Source organism: Pseudomonas mandelii (assembly GCF_006438925.1).
In the GTDB taxonomy this organism is placed as follows: Bacteria; Pseudomonadota; Gammaproteobacteria; order Pseudomonadales; family Pseudomonadaceae; genus Aquipseudomonas; species Aquipseudomonas mandelii_C.
The window spans coordinates 288,623-314,639 of record NZ_RCZA01000006.1 but is presented as its reverse complement, the minus strand read 5'-3'; the positions used below and the strand labels follow the sequence as shown (position 1 = coordinate 314,639).

The window sequence follows — 26,017 nt, the reverse complement described above, 5'->3', positions numbered from 1 at the left end:
TAAAACCCGAGCCGATAAAAGCCCCCAAAGACCATCTTAGCCAGATTAGACGAGCGCACCGGATGCAATTTTGGCCTTGCTCCGATAGCATTAGCCGCTTCTGTTCCTTCGTTGCGACGGTTTTCGATGAGTTATCAGGTTCTTGCACGTAAATGGCGTCCGCGCTCGTTCCGCGAAATGGTCGGCCAGACCCATGTGCTCAAGGCTCTGATCAATGCCTTGGACAGCCAGCGGCTGCATCACGCCTATCTGTTTACCGGTACCCGCGGGGTCGGCAAGACCACCATCGCGCGGATCATCGCCAAATGCCTGAACTGTGAAACTGGTATCACTTCAACGCCTTGCGGCGAGTGCTCGGTGTGCCGCGAGATCGATGAAGGTCGCTTTGTCGACCTGATCGAGATCGACGCCGCGAGCCGGACCAAGGTCGAGGACACCCGCGAACTGCTCGACAACGTGCAGTACGCGCCGAGCCGCGGGCGCTTCAAGGTCTACCTGATCGACGAAGTGCACATGCTCTCCAGCCATTCCTTCAATGCGCTGTTGAAAACCCTTGAAGAGCCGCCGCCCTACGTCAAGTTCATCCTGGCGACCACCGATCCGCAGAAACTTCCCGCAACGATTCTTTCGCGATGCCTGCAGTTCTCTCTGAAGAACATGACGCCGGAGCGTGTGGTCGAGCATTTGACCCATGTGCTGGGTGTCGAGAACGTACCGTTCGAAGACGACGCGCTGTGGCTGCTGGGCCGTGCTGCCGACGGTTCGATGCGCGACGCCATGAGCCTGACCGACCAGGCGATCGCCTTCGGTGAAGGCAAGGTCATGGCCGCCGACGTACGGGCGATGCTAGGCACGCTCGATCACGGTCAGGTCTACGACGTTCTGCATGCGCTGATCGAAGGCGACGCCAAGGCCGTGCTCGAAGCCGTCCGTCATTTGGCTGAACAAGGCCCGGACTGGAACGGCGTGCTCTCGGAGATTCTCAATGTGCTGCACCGTGTCGCCATCGCCCAGGCCCTGCCTGAAGGCGTCGACAACGGTCATGGCGACCGTGATCGGGTGCTGGCGCTGGCCCAGGCCTTGCCGGCCGAAGACGTGCAGTTCTATTACCAGATGGGCCTGATCGGTCGCCGTGACTTACCGCTGGCGCCGGACCCGCGCGGAGGCTTCGAAATGGTCCTGCTGCGAATGCTCGCGTTCCGACCGGCAGACACTTCGGATGCCCCGAGGCAACCGCTAAAGCCAGTGGGGATCAGCCAGGCCACAGTTGATTCCGCAAATTCAGTGGCTGCCGCGCCCGTTGTTGCGCCGGTAGTCGCTGCGGCAGTTGCACCCATCGCGCCTGCGCCAGTTGCGGCGGTGGTTGCTCCAGTGCAAGCGCCCGAGCCTGAGCCGGTCGCGCCCGTCGTTGCGCCCGAGCCTGTTGTTGTAGCAGCAGCGGTCGAAGTCGTCGTCGATTTGCCCTGGAACGATCCGATAGAACCCGAAGTCGTTCAGCAACCCGCCGTCGAGCCGGTGCTGGAAACCGCCAGCGAACAGCCCGATTTGGCGCCGATGCCATTGCCGACCCCCGACAGCGTAGTGCCGGACGCACCGGAGTGGGCCGCTGCGCCGATTCCGGAGCCGTCGGTAGCCGAGGTCGATGCCGCGACGCCGGGCATGGAACTGGACGATGAGCCGCCGCTGGACGAGGACTACATCGAGCCAGATATCGAGTCGGCCTACAGCTACCTCGATGAACTGGCCAGCGAACACACCGCCGAGCCAGCGCCGGAAGCCGAGCCTGAACCGGCCGCCATGCCGGCCACCGGGTTGGCGCTGCAATGGCTGGAGTTGTTCCCAAAACTGCCGATCTCCGGCATGACCGGCAGCATTGCCGCCAACTGCACGCTGATCGCCGTCGACGGTGACAATTGGCTGATGCACCTGGACCCGGCCCACAGCGCGTTGTTCAACGCGACTCAACAGCGTCGGCTGAACGATGCGTTGAACCAGTTTCACGGGCGTACGCTGACCCTGCGCATGGAGTTGATCAAGCCCGAGCAGGAAACTCCGGCCCAGGCTGCGTCCCGCCGTCGTGCGAACCGTCAGCGCGAGGCCGAAGAGTCGATTCACGGTGATCCGTTCATCCAGCAAATGATGCAGCAGTTCGGTGCGGTGGTCCGTAACGATACTATTGAACCTGTCGAGACCCTGGTTACTCAGGGCTAATAACTGAAGGTGTTCGGCCGAAAGAGCCGGGCGCTGTATTTATCCAAGTACTTTTGAGGTGATTCCCATGATGAAAGGTGGCATGGCCGGCCTGATGAAGCAGGCACAGCAGATGCAGGAAAAAATGGCCAAGATGCAGGAAGAACTGGCCAACGCCGAAGTCACCGGTAAAGCCGGTGGCGATATGGTCACCGTGGTGATGACCGGTCGTCACGACGTCAAGCGCGTGACCATCGATCCAAGCCTGGTCGAAGGCTTGAGCGAAGACGACAAAGAGATGCTGGAGGCTGTGTTCGCCGCCGCCGTCAACGATGCCGTGCGCAAGATCGAAGCGAACAGCCAGGACAAAATGTCCGGCATGACCGCTGGCATGCAACTGCCACCGGGTATGAAACTGCCATTCTGATTCGCCAAAGCGCTTCGGATGGGCTACAAAAAAATGCCAGGCATCGCGCCTGGCATTTTTGTTTCTGGCTATTGGATATGTAGTGTCTGTGAGGCCGCTTTCGCGAGCAGGCTCGCTCCCACAGGGGGCGGCGTTCCAATGTGGGAGCGAGCCTGCTCGCGAAGCAGTCGACACGGTCTCGGACAGAAACATCGAACGTGATAGCGCCACAACGGTCTGCTCCCTATACCGCCGAATTCATCGATCAAAGGAGACGCTCACATGCCACAAGCATTGACCCTCAACCAACGTATCGTCCTGGCGTCCCGCCCGGTAGGCGCGCCGACGCCGGAGAATTTCCGTCTGGAGCGCGTTGCCCTGCCGGACCTGGCCGACGGTCAGGTGCTGCTCAAGACTCTTTACCTGTCACTCGATCCCTACATGCGCGGACGCATGAGCGACGCGCCGTCCTACGCCGCACCGGTTGAAATCGGTGAGGTGATGACCGGTGGCGCTGTCAGCCGGGTCGAGCGCTCGCTGAATCCGAAATTCCACGAAGGTGATCTGGTGGTCGGTTCTACCGGTTGGCAGAGCCACAGCCTCAGCGACGGCCGCAACATCATTCCGGTGCCGTCCGGGCTGCCGAGCCCGTCAATGGCGTTGGGCGTGTTGGGCATGCCCGGAATGACCGCGTATATGGGCCTGATGGATATCGGCCAGCCCAAGGCCGGCGAAACCCTGGTGGTTGCGGCTGCATCCGGCGCCGTGGGTTCGGTGGTCGGTCAGGTAGCGAAGATCAAGGGCTTGCGCGTGGTCGGCGTGGCGGGAGGCGCGGACAAGTGCCGTTATGTGGTCGATGAGTTGGGTTTTGATGCCTGCATCGATCACAAGAGCCCGAACTTCGCCGATGAATTGGCCAAGGCGTGCTCGGAGGGCATCGACATCTATTACGAAAACGTCGGTGGCAAGGTGTTCGATGCCGTGCTGCCGTTGCTCAAGCCCAAGGCGCGAATTCCACTCTGCGGTCTGATCGCGACCTACAACGCTCACGAAGCACCGACCGGCCCGGATCGACTGCCGCAATTGCAGCGCACGCTGCTGACCAAGCGCGTGCGAATCCAGGGCTTCATCGTGTTCGACGACTACGGTGATCGTCAGCCGGAATTCGTCAACGCGATGGCGCCGTGGGTGCGCGATGGCAAGGTGAAGTTCCGCGAAGACGTGGTCGATGGCCTGGAGCAGGCACCTGAAGCGTTCATCGGTCTGCTGGAAGGACGCAACTTCGGCAAACTGGTTGTGCGAGTCGCCCAGGACTGAGTAATTGACGCTAAACAGAGGCGCGGGTATAAACCGCGTCTCGTTGTTTTGTCGGACTTTTCCCCATGAGCTTCAGCCCTTTGATTCGCCAACTGATCGACGCCCTGCGAATTTTGCCAGGTGTGGGTCAGAAAACTGCTCAACGCATGGCGTTGCAGCTGCTCGAGCGTGATCGCAGCGGCGGCTCGCGATTGGCCCTGGCCCTGAGCCAGGCCATGGAAGGGGTGGGTCACTGCCGGTTGTGCCGCACGCTGACCGAAGACGACCTCTGCCCGCAATGCGCCGATACCCGTCGCGATGACACCTTGCTCTGCGTGGTGGAAGGGCCGATGGACGTCTACGCGGTGGAGCAGACCGGTTTCCGTGGTCGCTACTTTGTGCTCAAGGGCCATCTGTCGCCACTCGACGGACTCGGGCCGGAAGCCATCGGTATTCCGCAGCTGCTGGCGCGGATCGAAGAGGCGGGCACGTTCACTGAAGTCATTCTGGCGACCAACCCGACCGTGGAAGGTGAGGCGACAGCGCATTACATTGCCCAGTTGCTCAGCAACAAAGGCCTGATCGCCTCACGCATCGCCCACGGCGTGCCATTGGGTGGCGAGCTGGAATTGGTGGATGGCGGGACGTTGGCGCATTCGTTTGCCGGGCGTAAGCCTATTGCTCTGTAATTGTTAAAAGCAAAAGATCGCAGCCTTCGGCAGCTCCTACACGGGATCGGTTTACACCTGTAGGAGCTGCCGAAGGCTGCGATCTTTTGATCTTCCACACCTCCTTCACTTGAAAACCAAGCAAGCGCTCGGTTAACTTCCCTGAACCTTCAGTGGAGCTCGCCGATGCCTGCCTTTCAGGAATACTTCGACCCCAGCCACCAATTGGTCCGCGACAGCGTCAGACGCTTCGTCGAGTGCGAGATCTTGCCGGACATCGACCAGTGGGAAGAAGCCGAAAGCTTTCCCCGCGAGCTCTACCTCAAGGCCGGCGCGGCGGGGATTCTGGGGATCGGTTACCCCGAAGCCCTGGGTGGCAGCCACGAAGGTGATCTGTTCGCCAAGGTCGCCGCCAGCGAAGAGCTGATGCGCTGTGGCTCCGGCGGTCTGGTGGCGGGACTTGGCTCGCTGGACATCGGCCTGCCGCCGATTCTCAAGTGGGCCAGGCCTGAAGTTCGCGATCGCGTTGTGCCTCAGGTGCTCGCCGGCGAGAAGATCAGCGCCCTGGCCGTGACCGAGCCCAGCGGTGGCTCTGACGTCGCCAACCTGCAAACCCGCGCCGTGCGCGATGGGGAGTTCTATCGGGTCAGCGGCAGCAAAACCTTTATCACCAGTGGTGTCCGCGCGGATTACTACACCGTCGCGGTGCGTACCGGTGCGCCGGGTTTTGGTGGCATCAGCCTGCTGTTGATCGAGAAGGGCACGCCCGGTTTCACTGTCGGCCGTCAGTTGAAGAAAATGGGCTGGTGGGCGTCGGACACTGCCGAACTGTTCTTCGACGATTGCCGGGTGCCGGCAGGAAATCTGATTGGTGCTGAAAACATGGGCTTCGCCTGCATCATGGGCAACTTCCAGAGCGAACGCCTGGCGCTGGCGCTAATGGCCAACATGACTGCGCAACTGGCGCTGGAAGAGAGCCTGAAATGGGCTCGCCAACGGGAAGCATTCGGTAAACCCATCGGCAAGTTTCAGGTGCTCAAGCATCGCCTTGCCGAAATGGCCACGGCGCTGGAGGTGTCACGGGAATTCACCTACCGCCAGGCGGCGAAAATGGCGGCGGGGCAGAGTGTGATCAAAGAGATTTCCATGGCCAAGAATTTTGCGACTGACACGGCTGATCGAATCACCACGGATGCTGTGCAGATCCTCGGTGGTCTTGGTTACATGCGCGAGAGCCTGGTGGAGCGGCTGTATCGCGATAACCGGATTTTGTCGATCGGCGGCGGGACGCGGGAAGTGATGAACGAGATCATCAGCAAGCAGATGGGGCTTTGATCGGAGGTGTAGCGGCTGACGCTATCGCGAGCAGGCTCGCTCCCACAGTGATCTTTGTCGTATGCAAGATTTGTATCTAACAACAATCCCCTGTGGGAGCGAGCCTGCTCGCGAAGGCGTCGGTGCAGACGCCGCCTTTTACTTATCGCTCAACGCAAACTGCGTCAGGCAAAAGGTCGGAATCCCCATATCTTCCAGGCGCTGCGACCCGCCCAACTCCGGCAAATCAATGATCGCCGCCGCTTCGTGAACCCGCGCACCCATGCGTCGAATCAGGTTCGCCGCCGCAATCAGCGTACCGCCCGTGGCGATCAGATCATCGAACATCACCACCGAATCGCCCTCGCACAGGCTGTCGGCGTGGACTTCGAGGAAGGCTTCGCCGTATTCGGTCGCATAACCCTCGGCCAGAACGTCGGCCGGCAGTTTGCCTTGCTTGCGGAACAGCACCAGCGGCTTGTTCAACTGATAGGCCAGGACCGAACCGATCAGAAAACCACGCGCGTCCATCGCACCGATGTGGGTGAAGTCGGCCTCGACATAACGATGGGCAAAACTGTCCATCACCAGGCGCAGGGCCGTGGGCGACTGGAACAGCGGGGTAATGTCGCGAAAGATCACGCCCGGCTTGGGAAAGTCGATCACAGGGCGGATGAGGGATTTGATGTCGAAGGAGTCGAAGACCATCGTCGAGGTGTCCTGGCAGGCTGCAAACGACGCAGTATAACGGCGGCTGAACCGTTTCGCTCAGCCGCCATCGCCGAAATCAGCCGTCTAGCGAGCCGCCGGCCAGGGCGCAGAGCTGGATCGGGTCGAGGATATGGATTTCCTTGCCTTCAGCCGCAATCAGTTCGTTTTGCTGGAAGCGCGTGAATACCCGGGACACGGTTTCCACCGCCAGGCCCAGGTAATTGCCGATTTCGTTGCGCGACATGCTCAGGCGGAACTGGTTGGCCGAGAAACCCCGGGCGCGGAAACGGGCCGACAGGTTGACCAGGAACGTGGCGATGCGCTCGTCGGCGGTTTTCTTCGACAGCAGCAACATCATTTGCTGATCGTCGCGAATCTCGCGGCTCATCACACGCATCAACTGACGGCGCAGCTGCGGCAGTTGCAGCGCCAGTTCGTCGAGGCGTTCGAAAGGGATTTCACACACCGATGTGGTTTCCATGGCTTGCGCCGAGACCGGGTGTTTTTCGGTGTCCATGCCCGACAGGCCGACCAGTTCGCTTGGCAGGTGAAAACCGGTGAGTTGTTCTTCGCCGCCATCGCTCAGGCTGAAGGTCTTCAGGGCGCCAGAGCGTACTGCATAAACGGAATCGAAGGTGTCGCCCTGGCGGAACAGGAATTCGCCCTTTTTCAGCGGGCGGCCACGTTTAACGATTTCGTCCAGCGCTTCCATGTCTTCCAGATTCAAAGAAAGTGGCAAGCAGAGGGGGGCCAGGCTGCAATCCTTGCAATGGGCCTGACTATGAGCGCGCAGTTTTACTGGCTCGGACATTTCTTCAATCCTTGTGGGAAAAAACACACATAAGCCGTAAGGGTAACCCACGGGAGGACATTCAGGCACGCGGCGATTTTGTCGCAGGGTCGTAAAGTCAGCGATTCGTAGACCGGCCAGTGAGGTGATGGCTAGATCACCCGCGAAAACCGCTGACGATTGTGCTGTTCCAGGTACGCGTCGAACACCATGCACACCGAACGCACCAGCAATCGTCCGGCGGGCATTACGGTAATCCGCTCGTTATTAAGTTCGATCAGACCGTCGTCGGCCATTCCCTGCAACTGTGGCCAAAGTTCGCCGAAGTAGCCCCGAAAGTCGATATTGAAGGCTTGTTCGATCTGCGCGAACTCCAGGCTGAAAGTGCAGGTCAGTTGCTGGATGACCGCACGTCGCAGGCGGTCATCGGCGTTGCACAGCAGTCCACGGCTGGTGGCCAGTTGCGAGCTGGCCAGGGTGTTCTGGTACTGATTCAGGTCGCTGCTGTTCTGGCAATACAAGTCGCCGATCTGGCTGATGGCCGACACGCCCAGGCCAATCAGGTCGCAATGACCGTGGGTGGTGTAGCCCTGGAAGTTGCGTTGCAGGGTCGATTCTTCCTGAGCAATCGCCAGTTCATCGTCGGGCAGCGCGAAGTGGTCCATGCCGATATAGCGATAACCGGCCTTGGTCAACTGCTCGATGGTGCCCTGGAGCATTTCCAGTTTTTGCGCCGGTGTCGGCAGTTCGTCGCTGTTGATTCGCCGTTGCGGCATGAAGCGTTCCGGCAGGTGGGCGTAGTTGAACACCGAGAGGCGGTCCGGTTGCAGGTTGATGACTTCATCGACGGTGCGGGCGAAACTCTCGGGTGTCTGCCTCGGCAAGCCATAGATCAGGTCAATGTTGATCGAGCGAAACTGCAGCGTGCGGGCAGCGTCGATCACCGCGCGGGTTTCTTCCAGGCTTTGCAGGCGATTGACCGCTCGTTGCACTGCCGGGTCGAGGTCTTGCAGGCCAATACTGACCCGATTGAAGCCCAGTTCACGGAGCAGGCCCATGGTCGCCCAGTCGGCTTCGCGAGGGTCGATTTCGATGCCGTAGTCGCCGGAATCGTCGTCCAGCAAGTTGAAGCTTTTGCGCAACTGGGCCATCAACTGGCGCAGTTCGTCGTGACTGAGAAAGGTCGGGGTGCCGCCGCCGAAATGCAGTTGCTCGACTTTCTGCGCGGGGTCGAGGTGGCAGGCGATCAGCTGGATTTCCTGCTCAAGTCGCTGCAAATAGGGCTGGGCCCGGCCGCGGTCCTTGGTGATGACTTTATTGCAGGCGCAGTAGTAGCAAATGTTCGCGCAGAACGGCACGTGAACATACAGCGATAACGGGCGCAGGGCTTTACGGCTGTCGCGCAGGGCGTGGAACAGGTCAAACGTGCCGACCTGACCGTCGAATTGCACCGCGGTCGGGTAGGAGGTGTAGCGCGGTCCCGCCAGGTCGTAACGGCGGATCAGATCGGTGTCCCAACGAATGGCGTCGAGCATCATGCGGGCGTTCCCCCGGATAGGCTGGCAGTGTCAGCGAGTCTAGGGGGAGGCGCGGAGGGGCATCTTGATTTGCATCAACGGTCAGGATTTGTGTCGTTGGTGAGGACTTCTTCGCGAGCAAGCTCGCTCCCACAGGGGAATGCATTTCAATGTGGGAGCGAGCCTGCTCGCGATGGGGGCGACGCCGATCTAATGGCCCATTAGCCAATGCTGATGCGGTCCCGGCAAGGTCCAGATGCCGAACAGGATCACCAGTAATCCGCCCGTCATCCGCACGCTACGTTTGCGCAACAACGCCGTGACCCGCTCAGCCGCCAACCCCGTGGCGAGTAACACCGGCCAGGTGCCGAGCCCGAACGCGAGCATCAGTAACGCACTGTCCAGCGCATTACCCTGACTCGCCGACCACAGCAGGGTGCTGTAAACCAACCCACACGGCAGCCAACCCCAGAGCGCGCCCAGCAGTAGCGCGCGGGGGACGCTCGACACCGGCAACAGTTTGTTGGCTACGGGCTGGATGTGCCGCCACAGGCCGCGACCGAGGCTTTCGATGCGGGTCAGGCCGCTCCACCAACCGGCGAGGTACAGGCCCATGGCGACCAACAGCAATCCAGCGATGACGCGCATGAACATCGCTGCCGGGCTGTTGGCCACCGCCCAGCCCGCCAGACCGATCAGCAGGCCGGCCGTTGCATAGCTGAGAATTCGCCCCAGGTTGTAGGCCAGCAGCAGTCGAAAGCGTCGGCTGCGTTGTTCCTTGGGAATCGCCAGGGTCAACGCGCCCATCAAGCCGCCGCACATGCCCAGGCAATGCCCGCCACCGAGCAAGCCGAGAATCACCGCAGACACCAGCAGCGGCGCCAACTCAAGCATGAGGTGGCGCCTTGTCGTCCGGTTTGGCCGGATGGCCGCTGGCTTCGTCGACGGCGGCTTTGTGGTTCGGGTCCTGGTCGTCGAACAGGATGCTGTGGGCCGGGCCGTCGAGGTCGTCGTACTGACCGCTGTCGACTGCCCAGAAGAAGATGTAAATGGCGATGGCCACGATCAGCAGCGCGGCCGGGATCATCACGTAGAGAGCTGGCATCTGGACTCCATGCCCGCGCGGCTCAAGCCGGCAGCGGACGGGTTTCTGGCGTGGCGCTGACCGCAGGCGTGTTTGGCATGCGAGTCAGGCGCAGGGCGTTCAGCACCACGGTCAACGAACTGATGGACATGCCGACCGCAGCCCATACCGGAGTGATCCAGCCGAGGGCGGCGAACGGCAACATGAGGCCATTGTACAGCCCGGCCCACAGCAGGTTCTCGATGATTACCCGACGGGTGCGCCGAGCCAGGCTGAAGGCTTGTACCAGTGCGTCGAGGCGGTTCGACAGCAATACCGCGTCGGCACTGGTTTTTGCCAGGTCGGTGGCCGACCCCATGGCCACGCTGATGTCGGCGGCGGCCAGCACTGGCACGTCGTTGACCCCGTCACCGAGCATCAACACCTTGCGGCCTTCCTTGTGCAGCTGTTGCAGGACTTGCAATTTGTCGTCCGGACGCAAGCCGCCGCGGGCTTCATCGATGCCCAGTTCGGCGGCGACACTGGCGACCATCGGCGAGCTGTCGCCGGACAGCAGCAGCGTGCGCCAGCCGCGAGCCTTGCAGGCGGCGAGCAGGGTGGGGGCGTCGGCACGCAAACGGTCATCGAGAACAAACCATGCCAACGGTCCCTGACTGTTACCGAGCAGCAACCATTGGCCGGCTTCATCCGGTATCAATGGCACGGCAGCGCCACTGAGTTCACAGACAAAACCCGGTTGGCCGATGCGCAGGCGTTGTTCACCGACCAATCCTTCAAGGCCAAGCCCCGGCGTGCTGTGGACTTCTTCAGCGGCCAGCGGCGCCCGGCCAAACGCATGGGCGATCGGGTGTTCAGAGCGGTTTTCCAGGGCGGCGGCCAGGCTCAGGCATTGATCGCTGTTGAGTGCGCCGAGTGGGCGAATCGATCGCAAGGCCAGGCGACCTTCCGTCAGCGTGCCGGTCTTGTCGAAAATCACCGTATCGATCTGGTTCAGGCCTTCCAGCACATGGCCGCGAGTCAGCAGCAAGCCGAGTTTGTGCAGTGTGCCAGTGGCGGCGGTGAGGGCGGTCGGTGTGGCCAGGGACAGGGCGCACGGGCACGTCGCAACCAGCATCGCCAACACAATCCAGAAGGCTCGCGACGAATCCAGTTCCCACCAGATCAGGCCGATGACGGCAGCGGCAATCAGCGACAGCAGCAGGAACCATTGCGCGGCGCGGTCGGCAATTTCCGCCAGTCGGGGCTTTTCGGCCTGGGCGCGATCCAGCAGGCGGACGATGGCGGACAGTCGGGTGTCTTGACCCAGCGCCAGGACTTCCACGGTCAATGCACCTTCGACGTTCAGGGTGCCGGCGGTGACGGCATCGCCCGGCGTGCGCGGTTGCGGCAGGTATTCGCCGGTGAGCAGGGATTCGTCGATGCTCGACTGGCCGTCGAGGATCTTGCCGTCAGCCGGGAGGATCGCGCCGGGATGCACCAGCACCTGATCGCCGACGCGCAGTTCGCTGAGCAGGATCCGCTCGCTCTGGCCGTCGGCACTCAGGCGCAAACACGAGGCGGGTAACAGATTGACGAGTTGCGCGGTGGCAGCAGCGGTGCGTTCGCGGGCGCGACGTTCCAGATAACGCCCGGCCAGCAGGAACAGCGCGAACATGCCCACCGCATCGAAATACAGTTCACCGACACCGGTGATCGAGGTCCAGATCCCGGCGATGTAGGCGCTGCCAATCGCCAGCGACACCGAAACGTCCATGGTCAGGTGGCGGGTGCGCAAGTCACGCATGGCGCCTTTGAAGAATGGCGCGCAGCTATAGAAGACGATCGGGGTGGTGAGGAACAGCGCGACCCAACGCAGGATGGTATGCAGCTCGGGGCTGAGGTCGATGTTGAATTCCGGCCAGGTGGCCATGGTCGCCATCATCGCCTGGAACCACAACAGCCCGGCCACGCCGAGTTGGCGCAGGGCCAGGCGGTTTTCGCTGGCCAGTTGTTCACTGGCGCGGTCGGCCTGATAGGGGTGCGCGGCGTAACCGATGTGGCGCAATTCGCTGAGTACCTGACTCAGTGGCAGTTGCGCATCGGCCCATCGTACGTGCAGGCGATGGTTGGACAGATTCAGGCGCGCTTCGGCTACCGCCGGCAAGCCACGCAGGTGTTTCTCGATGAGCCAGCCGCAGGCGGCGCAACTGATGCCTTCCATCAACAGGGTGGTTTCGGCGAGTTCGCCTTCGTGGCGGACGAAGGGGGCTTGCACGTCGGCGCGGTCGTAAAGCGCCAGTTCGTCCACTAACTGCACCGGCAAGGCTTCGGGGTTGGCCGATGATTCGCTGCGATGCTGGTAATAGGTTTCCAGTCCACCGGCCACAATGGCTTCGGCCACGGCCTGACAACCCGGGCAGCAGAACTCGCGGGTTTCACCGAGGACGGCAGCGGTGAAGCGGCTGCCGGCCGGGACGGGCAGGGCGCAGTGGTAGCAGGGGGTTGGAGTACTCATGAGCTCGAATCTATATCGTCCGGGAGGGCCTCATCGCGAGCAGGCTCGCTCCCACATTTGATCGATGTCGTGCACAAAATTCATGTACACCGCAGATCCACTGTGGGAGCGAGCCTGCTCGCGATGCGCGAAGCGCGACTTTATTTTTTCAGGTCTTCGGCGCCTTGAAGTGGCTCGTCACCCAGCAGCAGATCCTTGTCATGGCTGACCTGTTCTTCTTCGAACATGCGCCAGGTCTTGTCATCCTGCACGCCCAGCAGTTCTACAAAGCGGCGACCGTCGACCTTGTCGTTCAACTGGCCGATGTAGCGGCCCTGTTCGGTTTCGCTACGCGCCAGGGTGATTTTGCGATCTTTCTGGGGCTGGGTCGGCGAGATCAGGTTCAGTTCCAGGGTTTTCGGTTGGCTGTTGCCGCTCAGGCGCAGGTCGACTTCACCGGTCACGTCGTCCAGATGAACGCTGGCTCGCAGCAGCAGGGTCTGCGCCAGCAGCTCACGGTCGAGGGAGCGGTTGATGCCTTTACCGGCCTCGTAATAGTTGTCGTTGACCAGGTTGTCCGGGTTTTTCACCGCGATCGTCACCATGGATAAGGTCAGGGTCACAGAACACGCCAGGATGGCGATGATGATCCACGGCCAAAGGTGCTTGTACCAGGGACTTGCGGCATTTGCTGCGGGCATGATCACTTCTCTCAACGAACTTGTGGGCCGATGAACCGGCTCTTGGCTTCAATGTGGACGCTGTTGTCATCGGCATCCTTGAGGATGAATTTCACCTCGTTGGTGCTCGATGGCAGTTTTTCCGGAGCGATGGACAGTTCGACCGGCTGACTGAAAATCTCCCCGGCGGCGACCTTGATCTCGCGCTTACCTTGCAGCTTGAGGTCCGGCAGGCCAGCGGCTTCGAGCACGTAGGTGTGGTCGCGCTGATCCTTGTTCATGATCTTCAGGCTGTAGACGTTTTCGATTCGGCCTTCAGCGTTCTCGCGGTACAGCACGCGGTCCTTGCTGACGTCGAATCCGACCAATGAGCGCATGAAGAACGCGCCCGCCAGCAATCCCATCATTGCCAGCAGCACCAGGGCATAGCCGATCAGGCGCGGGCGCAGTTTATGGGTTTTTTGCCCCGACAGGTTGTGCTCGGTGGTGTAGCTGATCAGGCCGCGCGGATAGTCCATCTTGTCCATGATGCTGTCGCAGGCATCGATACACGCGGCGCAGCCGATGCATTCGATCTGCAGGCCGTCGCGGATGTCGATACCGGTCGGGCAAACCTGGACGCACATGGTGCAGTCGATGCAGTCACCCAGGCCCATGGCCTTGTAGTCGGCGCCTTTCTTGCGCGGGCCGCGGCTTTCACCACGACGCGGGTCGTAGGAAACGATCAGGGTGTCTTTGTCGAACATCACGCTCTGGAAGCGCGCGTACGGGCACATGTAAATGCACACCTGCTCACGCAACCAGCCGGCGTTGCCGTAGGTGGCGAGAGTGAAGAAGCCGACCCAGAAATACGACCAGCCATCGGCTTCGCCGGTGAAGAAGTCGATGGTCAGTTCGCGGATCGGCGAAAAGTAACCGACGAAGGTCAGGCCGGTCACCAGGCCGATCAGCAACCACATCGTGTGCTTGCTGAACTTACGCACGAATTTGTTGGCGCTCATGGGCGCTTTGTCGAGCTTGATGCGCTGGTTGCGGTCGCCTTCGGTGACCTTCTCGCACCACATGAAAATCCAGGTCCAGACACTTTGCGGGCAGGTATAACCGCACCAGACCCGCCCGGCATACACGGTAATGAAGAACAGGCCGAAGGCGCTGACGATCAAGATCCCGGAGAGCAGGATGAAATCCTGAGGCCAGAAGGTCGCACCGAAAATGAAGAATTTGCGCTCCGGCAGGTTCCACCAGACGGCCTGATGGCCGCCCCAGCTCAGCCAGACCGTACCGAAATACAGCAGAAACAACCCGGCACCGCCCATCATCCGCAGGTTGCGGAACAGGCCGGTGAAGGCGCGGGTGTAAATCTTTTCTCGAGAGGCGTAGAGGTCGACGCTGTTGTTCGCGTTCTTGGCAGGCGGGGTAACGTCGTGTACCGGAATCTGATTGCTCATCATTGCATCCCACGGCAGTGGAAAAATGCCTCGGTCAGTACATGCCGACCGCGGTCAAAAAGAGGTGTTGCAGTGGCGCAATGATACGCCTGTAGCTCTGGCTCAAGGGTGCGACCTTTGGTCACGTTGGTAGAAATCAACTGACGGTGTAATGACTTGAATCAATTGACTTGTGAATTATGGACGGTTTTTCGTGATGCAGAATGGGAGGTGGTGCGATTCGTGGCCGAAGCAGTAGGGAGAGTTTGTAGACCCGGCCGCCCTGCATGCCGATCACCAGAGTGAATTGCATAAACGGCTTCCTGGTTGGGCCCACTAAAATCTGAAACATCAAACACACAGAGCAAACCAGGTTTAAGTTGGGGAGAAGTTGTTCTTCAATTTTATCTTGTGTGGTGGAAATATATTTATTTAATTGGTTTTAGTTGAGGGTTTGAAGTTTTTGTTCGTTTCCAATAAGTTGCTCGGGTGCGGTCTTTTAATCGCACTTTGTTTAATACTAATGGAAACGGAATTCTATGATTTCTAAGAAAGTTAAGCGGTTTGTACTGGGCTTGTGCCTGTTGTCTATGGCGCCTTTGGCCTATTCAGTGGAGGGGGCTCCACGCCATATGATCTTCGCTTCGGATACGCAATACCCGTGGACGGATAAGCTCGACCGCAGAGAGCCTGAGTCGGATGCGGATTTCAAAAGTCGTTCAAAATGGCTGGTAGAGACCCAGTTTGCGAGTATTGCCGACTTCCGGAAAAGTAATGCGCAATCCCATGTACCGCTGATGATCAATGGCGATATCACTGCTTTCGGTCACGGCTGGCAGCGCTCTTACATGAATTCGACATTGAAAAAATACTTCAAGGACGATTATCTGTATGGGTTGGGTAATCACGATTATGAGAATAACGTAAATGATTGCTTCAGCAATAATTGCGCGGCCGGCAGTATCGTGGAGTTTAAGGAGCACCATGAAGGCAAGGTTGATAATTTTGATTTGAAAATTACGGGCAGTTTCCTTAGCAGGCTGTATTCGGGCAGTCTCGCCTATTCCAAGAACATCGGTGACGTCCATATGGTGCAACTCAATAATGAGCCGACCTATGCGACCAGAATTGCTCATGCGTTAAACCCGACGACCTTTGATATCACCAGCACACTGGATTGGCTTGAAAACGATTTGAAACACGCTCGGATTCAGGGTTACGCCATCATTATCAACATGCACAAGCCCGAGGAAATGATGGGTAACAGTGAGCAAGTGAGGCGCTTCTACCAAATGATCAGAAAGTATGAGGTCACTGCCATTTTTGCCGGTCATTACCATCAAAATGGCGGCGATGCCTATGAAGTGAATGGCGTGCCAATGTATCTCAGCGGCGCCACTTCCCAGCAAACCTACCTGATTGCCAGCTTCTCGGATGATCGCAAGCAATTGCACATCAACCTTGTGAAGAACAATCAATGGCAGACCCGAGAGCTGCTGGATACGGTACCGGTGAAATCGATCTGGGCCAGTCGCCCATGAAAAAGGCCCCGTCAGATCACTGGCGGGGCCCTCTTTATTGCATCAAGCGCTTGCCTTGCTGAGCGGCTTCCGCCGGCGTTTTCTCACCGTGAGACAGGCTGTAGGCGTAAGCCGCCAGCAGGTGAACCTTGTCGTTGCATCACGCTCTGGAAGCGCGCGTACGGGCACATGTAAATGCACACCTGCTCGCGCAACCAGCCGGCATTGCCGTAGGTGGCGAGGGTGAAGAAGCCGACCCAGAAATACGACCAGCCGTCGGCTTCGCCGGTGAAGAAGTCGATGGTCAGCTCGCGGATCGGCGAGAAGTAACCGACGAAGGTCATGCCGGTCACGAAGCCAATCAACAGCCACATCGTGTGTTTGCTGAGTTTGCGCAGGAATTTGTTGGCGCTCATGGGCGCTTTGTCGAGCTTGATGCGCTGGTTGGGGTCGCCTTCGGTGACCTTCTCGCACCACATGAAAATCCACGTCCAGACACTCTGTGGGCAGGTATAGCCGCACCAGATCCGCCCGGCGTACACGGTAATGAAGAACAGGCCGAAGGCGCTGACGATCAGGATCCCCGAGAGCAGGATGAAGTCCTGAGGCCAGAAGGTTGCGCCAAAGATGAAGAATTTGCGTTCCGGCAGGTTCCACCAGACGGCCTGGCTCAGCCAGACCGTACCGAAATACAGCAGAAACAACCCGGCACCGCCCATCATCCGCAGGTTACGGAACAGGCCGGTGAAGGCGCGGGTGTAGATTTTTTTCGATTCAATGAGTGTTATGAGTTTGTTGTTTTAATCTTCGTATTATTATTGTTGGAGTGCTTATTTAAGGGGGCTTGTGGGTGGTTCGGTAGGTGCGTTAATTGTTGGTTGGAAATATTGTTAATTAATTGTCGGGTGTTGGATGTTTGTGTGTATTCGAGGTCTGTTATATGTTCGTGTTCGGGCAAGTTGCCTGTCGCTCTATTATTAATGTTAGATGGAAATGGAATTCTATGAGCTTATCAAATTCTGGCAGTTTGCTGGCGTGTCTGGCCTTTGCTGTCATGACGCCTTTTGCACATTCAGCAACAACAGTATCTCCGGATGACATGGTGTTCACCTCCGATCCGCAATATCCGTGGACTGAGAAAACCGATGCAGGTGAAACCCAGACCGACTCGGATCGGGATTCGCGTTCTAAATGGCTGATCGAAACCCAATATAATGATATCGCCAATTTCAGGCAGAACTTTGGCGGCGCCGCGCGAGTGCCGGTGATGATCAATGGCGATATCACTGCCTTTGGTCATGGTTGGCAGCGTTCGGTGGTCAAGCCGATTCTGGACCGCAAGCTGCTCGGCCTGTATGACTATGGCCTGGGTAATCACGACTATCAGAATAATGTTGATGACTGTCTTTTTAATAATTGTGCCGCAGGGAGTGTTGAGGACTTTTTGGCACGCTATACCGGTAAAGATGGCAGGGCCGACAGCATTGATGTTCAACTGATGGGTGAGGGTAGCTTAAATAAAGCTGTGACGGGCAGTCTGGCTTATTCCAAGAACTTTGGAGATGTTCATATGGTGCAGCTAAATAATGAGCCTACTTACTCGGTCAGCTTCACCGCTTATAACTGGCTTGTGCCGAAGACCTATCACCTGACGGACGCACTTGACTGGTTGGAAGTGGATTTGAAGAACGCCCGTGAAAGAGGCCAGATCATTATCCTGAATATGCATAAACCCAGGTGGGATGGCAGTGACCAGCAATTGAGTCGCGTCAGTAAGATGATCAAAGATTACAAGGTGACTGCGGTGTTTGCCGGGCACTTCCACCGGTTTAATGGCCAATACGGAAGCGCCACTAGCGAGTTTGGTGACGTGCCATTGTTCCTGAGCGGGGCGGCTTCGCAACAGACGTATCTGATTGCGAGTTTCTCCAAGGAAAGGGACAAGTTGATGGTCTACCGCGTGAAGGGCAACAACTGGCCTAGTCGAAAGCTTGAGGCAACTATTGCGGTCCAGCGCTAAGTCGAACCGATCGTGAAATGAAAACGGCCCCGCCAGTATTATTGGCGGGGCCGTTTGGTGTTGCAGTCAGGCGTTTGCCTTACTGAGCGGCTTCCGCCGGCGCTTTCTCACCGTGAGAGAGGCTGTAGACGTAAGCGGCCAGCAGGTGAACCTTGTCGTTGCCTTGCAGCTGTTCTTGCGCAGGCATCTGGCCCTGACGGCCGTAACGGATGGTCTGCTGCAGTTGAGCGAAGCTCGAACCGTAGATGAACGCTGCCGGGTGGGTCAGGTTAGGTGCGCCCATTGCTGGCGTGCCTTTGCCTTCCGGACCGTGGCACACCGCGCAGTTGGCGGCGAACAGCTTCTGGCCGGCTACCGGGTCAGCCTTGGTGCCTTCCGGCAGTTTGCGGCCATCGAGGTTGGTCAGTACGAACGAGGCAACGTTCGCGACGCCTTGCTCGCCGATCACTTCTGCCCAGGCCGGCATCACAGCATGTCGACCGCCCATGATGGTGGTCTTGATGGTTTCCGCTTCACCACCCCAGCGCCAGTCGGCGTCGGTCAGGTTCGGGAAGCCATAAGCGCCTTTGGCGTCGGAGCCGTGGCAAACCGAGCAGTTGGAGGCGAACAGACGGCCACCCATCTTCAGGGCTTGCGGGTCCTTGGCGACTTCTTCAATCGGCATGGAAGCGAACTTGGCGAAGATCGGGCCGAACTTGGCGTCCGACTTGGCCATTTCCTTTTCCCACTCGTGAACGCCGGTCCAGCCGCTCTGGCCGTTGGCGAACGCGGTCTGCTTTTCGTTATCGAGGTAGTTGTAACCCGGCAACAGGCCTTTCCAGTTACCCAGGCCCGGGTACAGAACCAGGTAGCCCAGGGCGAAGATGATGGTGCCCACGAACAGCATGAACCACCATTTCGGCAGTGGGTTGTCGTACTCCTCGATCCCGTCGAAGGAGTGGCCAACCGTTTCTTCGGTGGCTTCGCTGCGCTGGCCCTTGCGGGTGGACAGCAGCAGCCAGGTCAGGGCGAAGATCGTGCCGAGACTGAGGACTGTGACGTACAGACTCCAGAACGTAGTCATTCTTTGTTACTCCTAGAAGCTTGCTCGACGTGCTTGATGGCTTCGGGATCATCCGCGAAGGGCAGCAAGGTCGCGTCTTCAAACTCCGACTTGCGCTTGGGGCTGAATACCCACAACGCCAGACCGATGAAGGCCACCATCACAACAACGGTGCCCAGGCCACGAATCATCCCGATATCCATCTAAATCACCGTTTGCTTTTGATGATGGTGCCCAGGCCTTGCAGATAGGCCACCAGCGCGTCCATTTCGGTTTTGCCCTTCACGGCATCCTTGGCGCCGGCGATGTCTTCGTCGGTGTAAGGGACGCCGAGCATGCGCAAGACTTCCATTTTCTTGGCGGTGTCTTTGCCGTCGAGCTTGTTTTCCACGAGGAACGGGTAGGCCGGCATTTTCGATTCAGGCACGACGTTGCGCGGGTTGTACAAGTGCGCACGCTGCCAGTCATCGGAGTAACGACCGCCAACACGGGCCAGGTCCGGACCGGTACGCTTGGAACCCCACAGGAACGGGTGGTCCCAGACGCTTTCACCGGCGACCGAGTAGTGGCCGTAACGTTCGGTTTCAGCACGGAACGGGCGGATCATCTGCGAGTGGCAGCCGACACAACCGTTGGCGATGAAGATGTCGCGGCCTTCCAGTTCGAGGGCGGGGCGAGGCTTCATGCCTTCGACCGGCTTGTTGGTGACGTCCTGGAAAAACAGCGGAACGATCTGGGTCAGGCCGCCGATGCTGACGGCGATAACCATGAAGAAGGCCAGCAGGCCAATGTTCTTCTCGACTGCTTCATGCTTCATCAGTGAGCTCCAACTACAGCAATCTGTTCAGCAGCTTTGGCTTCAGCCGGGTTCGAGGCACGTACGGTACGCCATACGTTGTAGGCCATGAACAGCATGCCGCTGGCGAAGAACGCACCGCCCAGGGCGCGAACGATGAAACCAGGATGGCTGGCTTGCAGCGCTTCTACGAACGAGTAGGTAAGGGTGCCGTCGTCGTTGATTGCACGCCACATCAGACCCTGGGTGATGCCGTTGACCCACATCGAAGCGATGTACAGAACGGTACCGATGGTCGCGAGCCAGAAGTGCGTGTTGATCAGGCCGATGCTGTGCATCTGCGCACGACCGAACAGTTTCGGGATCATGTGGTAGATGGCGCCGATCGAGATCATCGCCACCCAGCCCAAGGCACCGGCGTGTACGTGGCCGATGGTCCAGTCTGTGTAGTGAGACAGCGAGTTGACGGTCTTGATGGCCATCATCGGGCCTTCGAAGGTCGACATGCCGTAGAACGCCAGCGACACAACGAGGAAGCGCAGGATCGGGTCGGTGCGCAGCTTATGCCAGGCGCCCGACAGGGTCATCATGCCGTTGATCATGCCGCCCCAGCTTGGTGCCAGCAGGATGATCGACATCGCCATGCCCAGCGACTGAGCCCAGTCCGGCAGAGCGGTGTAGTGCAGGTGGTGCGGACCGGCCCAGATGTACAGGGTGATCAGCGCCCAGAAGTGCACGATCGACAGGCGATAGGAGTAGATCGGACGCTCGGCCTGCTTCGGAACGAAGTAGTACATCATCCCCAGGAAGCCCGTGGTCAGGAAGAAACCCACCGCGTTGTGGCCGTACCACCACTGGATCATCGCATCAGTCGCACCGGCGTAGGCCGAGTAGGACTTGAAGAGGCTGACCGGCAGGGAGGCGTGGTTGACGATGTGCAGCATCGCCGTCACAACGATGAAGGCACCGTAGAACCAGTTACCCACATAGATGTGCTTGGTTTTGCGCTTGGTGATGGTGCCGAAGAACACCAGACCGTAAGTAACCCAGACGATGGCCAGCAGAATAGCCAGGGGCCATTCCAGTTCCGCGTATTCCTTGGTGGTGGTGTAACCCAACGGCAAGGTAACGATCGCGCCGACGATCACCGCTTGCCAACCCCAGAAGGTGAAGGCGGCGAGGCTGTCGGAAATCAGTCGCGTTTGGCAGGTTCGCTGCACGACGTAATAAGAAGTGGCAAACAGTGCACAACCACCGAAGGCGAAAATCACCAGGTTGGTGTGCAACGGGCGTAAGCGTCCAAAAGTCGTCCACGGCAGACCGAAGTTCAATTCCGGCCATACAAGCTGTGAGGCGATGAAGACACCTAGCCCCATGCCAAGGATCCCCCAGACCACCGTCATGATGGCGAACTGGCGGACTACCTTATAGTTATAAGCAGTCGGACTGATTGCTGTGCTCATTCTAAGGTTCCACGGTTTGGGTGTTTTATTAGGAGTAAAAATCGGCCGCAAGTATGGAGAAAGCGGGGGGTCATTGCAACGCGCCATGACCTGGGTCAATGCTTTCAAAAGCTGATTCTGCGGCCTTTCCATGCGCCGCGTAAGGACAAAATTGCCCAAGGACAAAATGTCGCAGCAGACGAAAATGGTGAGAGGGTCAGGTCGGATGTAACGGGGTGTGTTCAAACACAACGATCGGGTGACAGATGGCAATTGGCACGACAGCCGGTATCTACCAGCCTTTGCGGCTTGTCATCGAGCAGATTCGTCGAACACATCGGGTTGGGTCGACCTGGAACCGGCTCATGCCAGTCCGCATCGGGGGAAGCTTAGACCCGAAACTGGGGAACCGAAAGGAGGACTAACGGAGAGGTGCGACACTTGGTCGCAAAGAAGCAGGGAACTGCCGCATCCGGAAGAATGCGGCAGCAGAGCGGTCGAGATTTATTCGTGTTTGCCTTCAGCCTGCAAACGCTCGGTGCTCAGACCGTGAGACAAGCTGTAAACGTAAGCGGCCAGCAGTTGCACCTTGTCGTTGCCGAGCAGTTCGTTCTGCGCCGGCATATGGCCCTGGCGGCCATGACGAATCGTCTGTTGCAGTTGCGCCAGGCTTGTACCGTAGATAAAACCGGCCGGTTGCGTCAGATTCGGCGCGCCCATGGCTTCAGTGCCCTGGCCGTTTGCCCCATGACAGGCTACGCACATCGTGCTGAACGCTTGCTGTCCGGCGTGCAGGTCGGCACCGTTGTCGGCAGCCAACGGCAGGCCGGCCAGGTCATGGCGCACATACGCCGCGACGTTCTTCACGCCAGCATCACCAAGGATTTCACCCCAGGCCGGCATCGCGGCCATGCGACCACCCATGATCGTGGTTTTGATCGTGTCGGCGTTGCCGCCCCAGCGCCAGTTGGTGTCCGCCAGGTTCGGGAAGCCAAAGGCGCCCTTGGCATCCGAGCCGTGGCAGACCGCGCAATTGGAGGCAAACAGGCGACCGCCCATTTTCAACGCTAGCGGGTCTGTGGCCACTTCTTCCACGGGCATCGCCGCGAATTTGGCGAAGATCGGCCCGAACTTCGCATCGGCCTTGTTCATCTCCTTTTCCCACTCGTGGACGCCGGTCCAACCGTCCTCGTAACCCGGCAGGATGCCTTTCCAGTTGCCCAGGCCGGGGTAAAGCACCAGATAACCCACGGCGAACACCAGCGTGCCGGCGAACAGCATGAACCACCACTGCGGCAGCGGGTTGTCGTACTCCTCGATGCCGTCGAAGCTGTGGCCCATGGTCTGGTCGACACTGCCCTTGGTTTCGCCCTTGCGGGTGCCGATCAGCAGCCAGGTCAGGCCGATCAGGCTGCCAATGGTCAGTACGCAGATCCACGTACTCCAGAAGGTGGTCATGGCCGGGTACTCCTTGTTTCAGGTTCTTGGGTGGCGTCGTCGGATAGGGGTTCATCGGCGAACGGCAGCAAACGCGCTTCGGCGAATTCCGGATTGCGCTTGCTGTTGAACACCCACAGCGTCAGGCCGACGAAGGCTACGAACACCACGACCGTGCCCAGGCCGCGGATCATTCCACTGCTCATTTCGCTTACGATTTCAAAGGGCATGGCCATGGCTCACCTCTTGCTCTTGATGGATGTGCCGAGCACTTGCAGGTAAGCGACCAGCGCGTCCATTTCGGTCTTGCCCTCGAGCGAGGCGACTGAGCCGGCGATGTCATCGTCGGTGTACGGCACGCCGAGGGTGCGCATCGCCTTGATCTTGCCTTCGGTGTGGCTGCTGTCGAGTTGATTGGCGACCAGCCACGGATAGCCGGGCATTTTCGATTCCGGCACCACGTTGCGCGGGTTGTACAAGTGCGCGCGGTGCCAGTCTTCGGAGTAGCGACCGCCGACCCGGGCCAGGTCCGGACCGGTACGTTTCGAGCCCCACAGGAACGGGTGATCCCAGACGCTTTCACCGGCCACCGAGTAGTGGCCGTAACGTTCGGTCTCGGCACGGAACGGCCGGATCATCTGCGAATGGCAACCGACGCAGCCTTCGCGGATGTAGATGTCGCGACCTTCCAGTTGCAGCGCGGTGTAGGGCTTCATGCCTTCCACCGGTTTATTGGTCACGTCCTGGAAGAACAGCGGGACGATCTGGGTCAGACCGCCAATGCTCACGGCCAGCACCATCAGCAACATCAGCAGGCCGACGTTTTTCTCGATTGTTTCGTGTTTCATGGCGGCCTCCTCAGGCGATCTGCGCAGCAGCGGCGGCTTCGGCAGGCTGCGAAGCCCGCACGGTGCGCCAGGTGTTGTAGGCCATCAGCAACATGCCGCTGAAGAAGATCGCACCGCCTACCAGGCGCACGACGAAGCCTGGGTGGCTGGCCACCAGGGTTTCGACGAAGGAGTAGGTCAGCGTGCCGTCGTCATTGACTGCGCGCCACATGAGGCCCTGGGCGATGCCGTTGACCCACATCGAAGCGATGTAGAGCACGGTGCCGATGGTCGCAAGCCAGAAGTGCGCGTTGATCAGGCCGATGCTGTGCATCTGCGTGCGACCGAAGATTTTCGGGATCATGTGATACAGCGCGCCGATGGAGATCATCGCTACCCAACCGAGGGCGCCGGCGTGAACGTGGCCGATGGTCCAGTCGGTGTAGTGGGAGAGGGCGTTGACCGTTTTGATGGCCATCATCGGCCCTTCGAAGGTCGACATGCCGTAGAACGCCAACGAGACCACGAGGAAGCGCAGGATCGGGTCGCTGCGCAACTTATGCCAGGCGCCCGACAGGGTCATCATCCCGTTGATCATCCCGCCCCAGCTCGGCGCCAGCAGGATCAGCGACATCACCATGCCCAGCGACTGTGCCCAGTCCGGCAGCGCGGTGTAGTGCAAGTGGTGCGGACCGGCCCAGATGTACAGGGTGATCAGCGCCCAGAAGTGCACGATGGACAGGCGATAGGAATACACCGGGCGTTCGGCCTGTTTCGGCACGAAGTAGTACATCATCCCGAGGAAACCGGCGGTGAGGAAAAAGCCTACGGCGTTGTGCCCGTACCACCACTGAACCATGGCATCGGTCGCACCGGCGTACACCGAGTAAGACTTGGTGAAACTCACCGGCAGCTCAAGGTTGTTGACGATGTGCAGAATCGCCACGGTGATGATGAACGCACCGAAGAACCAGTTGCCGACGTAGATGTGCTTGGTCTTGCGCTTGGCCAGCGTACCGAAGAACACGATGGCGTAAGCGACCCAGACGATGGTGATCAGGATGTCGATCGGCCATTCCAGTTCGGCGTATTCCTTGGAGCTGGTGTAACCCAGCGGCAGGCTGATAGCGGCCAGCAGAATCACCACTTGCCAGCCCCAGAAGCAGAACGCGGCGATTTTCGGCGCAAACAATTGAGTCTGGCAGGTACGTTGCACCGAATAGAACGAACTGGCGAACAGGGCGCAACCGCCGAAGGCGAAGATCACTGCGTTGGTGTGCAGCGGGCGCAGACGCCCGAAACTGGTCCACGGCAGATTGAAGTTGAGTTCAGGCCAGACCAATTGAGCCGCGAGAAAAACCCCGAGCCCCATGCCGACGATGCCCCACACCACCGTCATAATGGCGAATTGGCGGACCACCTTGTAGTTGTAGGCGGTACTGATAGAAGTGTTCATGGTTCCCCATCCACGGTTCAGCCGAAGTGAAGGCCTGTCTTTGCGAGTAAGCCGCACGGCAGACGCTCCCTTCGCCTGGAGTTATAGGCAGACTAAAAGCGAGGCAAGCATGGACAAAGAGCACAAGGCCAGTATTGACGGGGATCAATGGGCGCGGTGTGTGCGGGATCATGGATGGTTGTGGAATGAGGCGGCTTCAAAGGCCTCGGCGGAACCTGTGACGCTGATTCTCGCCCATGGCGCGGGCGCACCAATGGACAGCGGCTGGATGAACGACATGGCTGCGCGCTTTGCAGCTCAAGGCGTCAATGTTCTGCGCTTTGAGTTTCCCTACATGGCGCAACGCCGCATCGATGGTGGCAAGCGTCCTCCGAACCCGGCCACGAAACTGCTTGAGTGCTGGCGTGAGGTCTATGCGGTGGTGCGACGCCATGTCGCTGGTCGTCTGGCCATTGGCGGCAAGTCCATGGGTGGGCGGATGGCGAGTTTGTTGGCGGATGAATTGGGGGCGGATGGTTTGGTGTGCCTGGGGTATCCGTTTTATGCGGTCGGTAAGCCCGAGAAGCCACGGGTTGAGCATTTGGCCGCGCTGATGACGCGGACGTTGATTGTTCAGGGCGAACGGGATGCGTTGGGGAATAGGGAGGCGGTCGAGGCTTACGCGTTGGCGCCGAGTATCGAGGTGTTCTGGCTGGTCGCGGGGGATCATGATTTGAAGCCGTTGAAGGCTTCGGGGTTTACCCATGAGCAGCATTTGGCGGCTGCGGCGGGCAGGGTAGCTGCATTTCTTCAGGGCCAGCCCTCACCCTAACCCTCTCCCAGAGGGAGAGGGAACTGATCGAGGTGTTTTTCGCGAAGCATCGACCTGAAAAATCGAGTCGAACTCAGGTTCTGGAAACGATAAAGATTGGCTCCCTTTCC

At 59.2% G+C, this 26,017-nt stretch carries 24 protein-coding genes and 1 pseudogene; 8 read left to right on the top strand and 17 right to left on the bottom strand.

Annotation, left to right across the window (positions count from 1 at the left end; all coding sequences use genetic code 11):
- The first annotated feature begins 126 nt into the window (after positions 1–126).
- The 5 genes from dnaX to EAH74_RS16115 all read left to right on the top strand — a co-directional run bounded on the left by dnaX (position 127) and on the right by EAH74_RS16115 (position 5,895).
- Complete coding sequence (gene dnaX / locus EAH74_RS16140) at positions 127–2,211, top strand: DNA polymerase III subunit gamma/tau (RefSeq protein WP_140679736.1); 2,085 nt, start codon at positions 127–129, stop codon at positions 2,209–2,211.
- Between the two features lie 67 nt (positions 2,212–2,278).
- Positions 2,279–2,617 carry a YbaB/EbfC family nucleoid-associated protein gene (locus EAH74_RS16135; protein WP_008028561.1) on the top strand — a complete coding sequence of 113 codons (339 nt, stop codon included), beginning with the start codon at positions 2,279–2,281 and terminating at the stop codon, positions 2,615–2,617.
- A gap of 261 nt (positions 2,618–2,878) precedes the next feature.
- A complete protein-coding gene (locus EAH74_RS16125) occupies positions 2,879–3,913 on the top strand; it encodes an NADP-dependent oxidoreductase (protein WP_140679733.1) in 1,035 nt (344 codons plus the stop codon).
- A 65-nt stretch (positions 3,914–3,978) separates the two neighbouring features.
- On the top strand, positions 3,979–4,581 hold the full coding sequence (recR, locus tag EAH74_RS16120; protein WP_033055661.1) for a recombination mediator RecR: 603 nt from the start codon (positions 3,979–3,981) through the stop codon (positions 4,579–4,581).
- A gap of 165 nt (positions 4,582–4,746) precedes the next feature.
- On the top strand, positions 4,747–5,895 hold the full coding sequence (locus tag EAH74_RS16115) for an acyl-CoA dehydrogenase family protein (RefSeq protein WP_140679732.1): 1,149 nt from the start codon (positions 4,747–4,749) through the stop codon (positions 5,893–5,895).
- A gap of 138 nt (positions 5,896–6,033) precedes the next feature.
- Here EAH74_RS16115 and EAH74_RS16110 read toward each other — a convergent pair whose 3' ends face one another.
- From EAH74_RS16110 to ccoG, 8 genes are all read right to left on the bottom strand, one after another.
- A complete protein-coding gene (locus EAH74_RS16110) occupies positions 6,034–6,582 on the bottom strand; it encodes an adenine phosphoribosyltransferase (RefSeq protein WP_008057870.1) in 549 nt (182 codons plus the stop codon).
- Between the two features lie 79 nt (positions 6,583–6,661).
- A complete protein-coding gene (fnr, locus tag EAH74_RS16105; RefSeq protein ID WP_008146816.1) occupies positions 6,662–7,396 on the bottom strand; it encodes a fumarate/nitrate reduction transcriptional regulator Fnr in 735 nt (244 codons plus the stop codon).
- Between the two features lie 131 nt (positions 7,397–7,527).
- A complete protein-coding gene (gene hemN / locus EAH74_RS16100) occupies positions 7,528–8,910 on the bottom strand; it encodes an oxygen-independent coproporphyrinogen III oxidase (RefSeq protein WP_140679902.1) in 1,383 nt (460 codons plus the stop codon).
- Between the two features lie 192 nt (positions 8,911–9,102).
- A complete protein-coding gene (locus EAH74_RS16095) occupies positions 9,103–9,786 on the bottom strand; it encodes a sulfite exporter TauE/SafE family protein (RefSeq protein WP_033055657.1) in 684 nt (227 codons plus the stop codon).
- Positions 9,779–9,997: a cbb3-type cytochrome oxidase assembly protein CcoS gene (ccoS, locus tag EAH74_RS16090; RefSeq protein ID WP_007905420.1), complete on the bottom strand. Its 219-nt coding sequence runs from the start codon at positions 9,995–9,997 to the stop codon at positions 9,779–9,781. Before ccoS ends, EAH74_RS16095 begins: the two co-directional genes overlap by 8 nt.
- A gap of 22 nt (positions 9,998–10,019) precedes the next feature.
- Positions 10,020–12,470 carry a heavy metal translocating P-type ATPase gene (locus EAH74_RS16085; RefSeq protein ID WP_140679731.1) on the bottom strand — a complete coding sequence of 817 codons (2,451 nt, stop codon included), beginning with the start codon at positions 12,468–12,470 and terminating at the stop codon, positions 10,020–10,022.
- Positions 12,471–12,610: 140 nt separating this feature from the next.
- Positions 12,611–13,150, bottom strand: coding sequence for a FixH family protein (locus EAH74_RS16080; protein WP_140679730.1), 540 nt, complete (start codon positions 13,148–13,150; stop codon positions 12,611–12,613).
- A gap of 11 nt (positions 13,151–13,161) precedes the next feature.
- Positions 13,162–14,577, bottom strand: a complete 1,416-nt coding sequence (gene ccoG, locus EAH74_RS16075) for a cytochrome c oxidase accessory protein CcoG (RefSeq protein WP_140679729.1) — start codon at positions 14,575–14,577, stop codon at positions 13,162–13,164.
- Positions 14,578–15,095: 518 nt separating this feature from the next.
- On the opposite strand from ccoG, the gene EAH74_RS16070 reads away from it, so the two are divergent.
- Positions 15,096–16,097 (top strand): metallophosphoesterase family protein, encoded by a 1,002-nt coding sequence (locus EAH74_RS16070; protein ID WP_140679728.1) that lies wholly within the window; start codon positions 15,096–15,098, stop codon positions 16,095–16,097.
- Between the two features lie 137 nt (positions 16,098–16,234).
- On the opposite strand, the pseudogene EAH74_RS16065 reads toward EAH74_RS16070, so the two are convergent.
- Positions 16,235–16,864, bottom strand: a pseudogene (locus tag EAH74_RS16065) (cytochrome c oxidase accessory protein CcoG); the annotation flags it as partial.
- 215 nt (positions 16,865–17,079) lie between these two features.
- Here EAH74_RS16065 and EAH74_RS16060 point away from each other — a divergent pair.
- Entirely contained in the window at positions 17,080–18,096 is a 1,017-nt protein-coding gene (locus EAH74_RS16060; RefSeq protein WP_140679726.1) for a metallophosphoesterase family protein, read from the top strand.
- A gap of 79 nt (positions 18,097–18,175) precedes the next feature.
- Here the strand turns inward: EAH74_RS16060 and ccoP (EAH74_RS16055) are convergent, their stop codons facing one another.
- From ccoP (EAH74_RS16055) to ccoN (EAH74_RS16020), 8 genes are all read right to left on the bottom strand, one after another.
- Positions 18,176–19,159, bottom strand: coding sequence for a cytochrome-c oxidase, cbb3-type subunit III (gene ccoP / locus EAH74_RS16055; RefSeq protein WP_140679725.1), 984 nt, complete (start codon positions 19,157–19,159; stop codon positions 18,176–18,178).
- Positions 19,156–19,341, bottom strand: a complete 186-nt coding sequence (locus tag EAH74_RS16050; protein ID WP_003175465.1) for a CcoQ/FixQ family Cbb3-type cytochrome c oxidase assembly chaperone — start codon at positions 19,339–19,341, stop codon at positions 19,156–19,158. Before EAH74_RS16050 ends, ccoP (EAH74_RS16055) begins: the two co-directional genes overlap by 4 nt.
- Positions 19,342–19,346: 5 nt before the next feature.
- On the bottom strand, positions 19,347–19,955 hold the full coding sequence (gene ccoO / locus EAH74_RS16045) for a cytochrome-c oxidase, cbb3-type subunit II (RefSeq protein ID WP_140679724.1): 609 nt from the start codon (positions 19,953–19,955) through the stop codon (positions 19,347–19,349).
- Positions 19,955–21,397 (bottom strand): cytochrome-c oxidase, cbb3-type subunit I, encoded by a 1,443-nt coding sequence (gene ccoN / locus EAH74_RS16040; protein ID WP_140679723.1) that lies wholly within the window; start codon positions 21,395–21,397, stop codon positions 19,955–19,957. Before ccoN (EAH74_RS16040) ends, ccoO (EAH74_RS16045) begins: the two co-directional genes overlap by 1 nt.
- Before the next feature lie 483 nt (positions 21,398–21,880).
- Positions 21,881–22,834 (bottom strand): cytochrome-c oxidase, cbb3-type subunit III, encoded by a 954-nt coding sequence (ccoP, locus tag EAH74_RS16035; protein ID WP_140679722.1) that lies wholly within the window; start codon positions 22,832–22,834, stop codon positions 21,881–21,883.
- A complete protein-coding gene (locus tag EAH74_RS16030; protein ID WP_170206212.1) occupies positions 22,831–23,031 on the bottom strand; it encodes a cbb3-type cytochrome oxidase subunit 3 in 201 nt (66 codons plus the stop codon). Before EAH74_RS16030 ends, ccoP (EAH74_RS16035) begins: the two co-directional genes overlap by 4 nt.
- Positions 23,032–23,052: 21 nt before the next feature.
- The gene (ccoO, locus tag EAH74_RS16025; protein WP_123365419.1) at positions 23,053–23,661 is read right to left on the bottom strand and encodes a cytochrome-c oxidase, cbb3-type subunit II; all 609 of its coding nucleotides are present in this window, start codon (positions 23,659–23,661) and stop codon (positions 23,053–23,055) included.
- A gap of 10 nt (positions 23,662–23,671) precedes the next feature.
- Positions 23,672–25,096, bottom strand: a complete 1,425-nt coding sequence (ccoN, locus tag EAH74_RS16020; RefSeq protein ID WP_140679721.1) for a cytochrome-c oxidase, cbb3-type subunit I — start codon at positions 25,094–25,096, stop codon at positions 23,672–23,674.
- A gap of 109 nt (positions 25,097–25,205) precedes the next feature.
- Between ccoN (EAH74_RS16020) and EAH74_RS16015 the strand changes: the two genes are divergently transcribed.
- A complete protein-coding gene (locus EAH74_RS16015) occupies positions 25,206–25,907 on the top strand; it encodes an alpha/beta family hydrolase (RefSeq protein ID WP_140679719.1) in 702 nt (233 codons plus the stop codon).
- Positions 25,908–26,017: the final 110 nt, after the last annotated feature.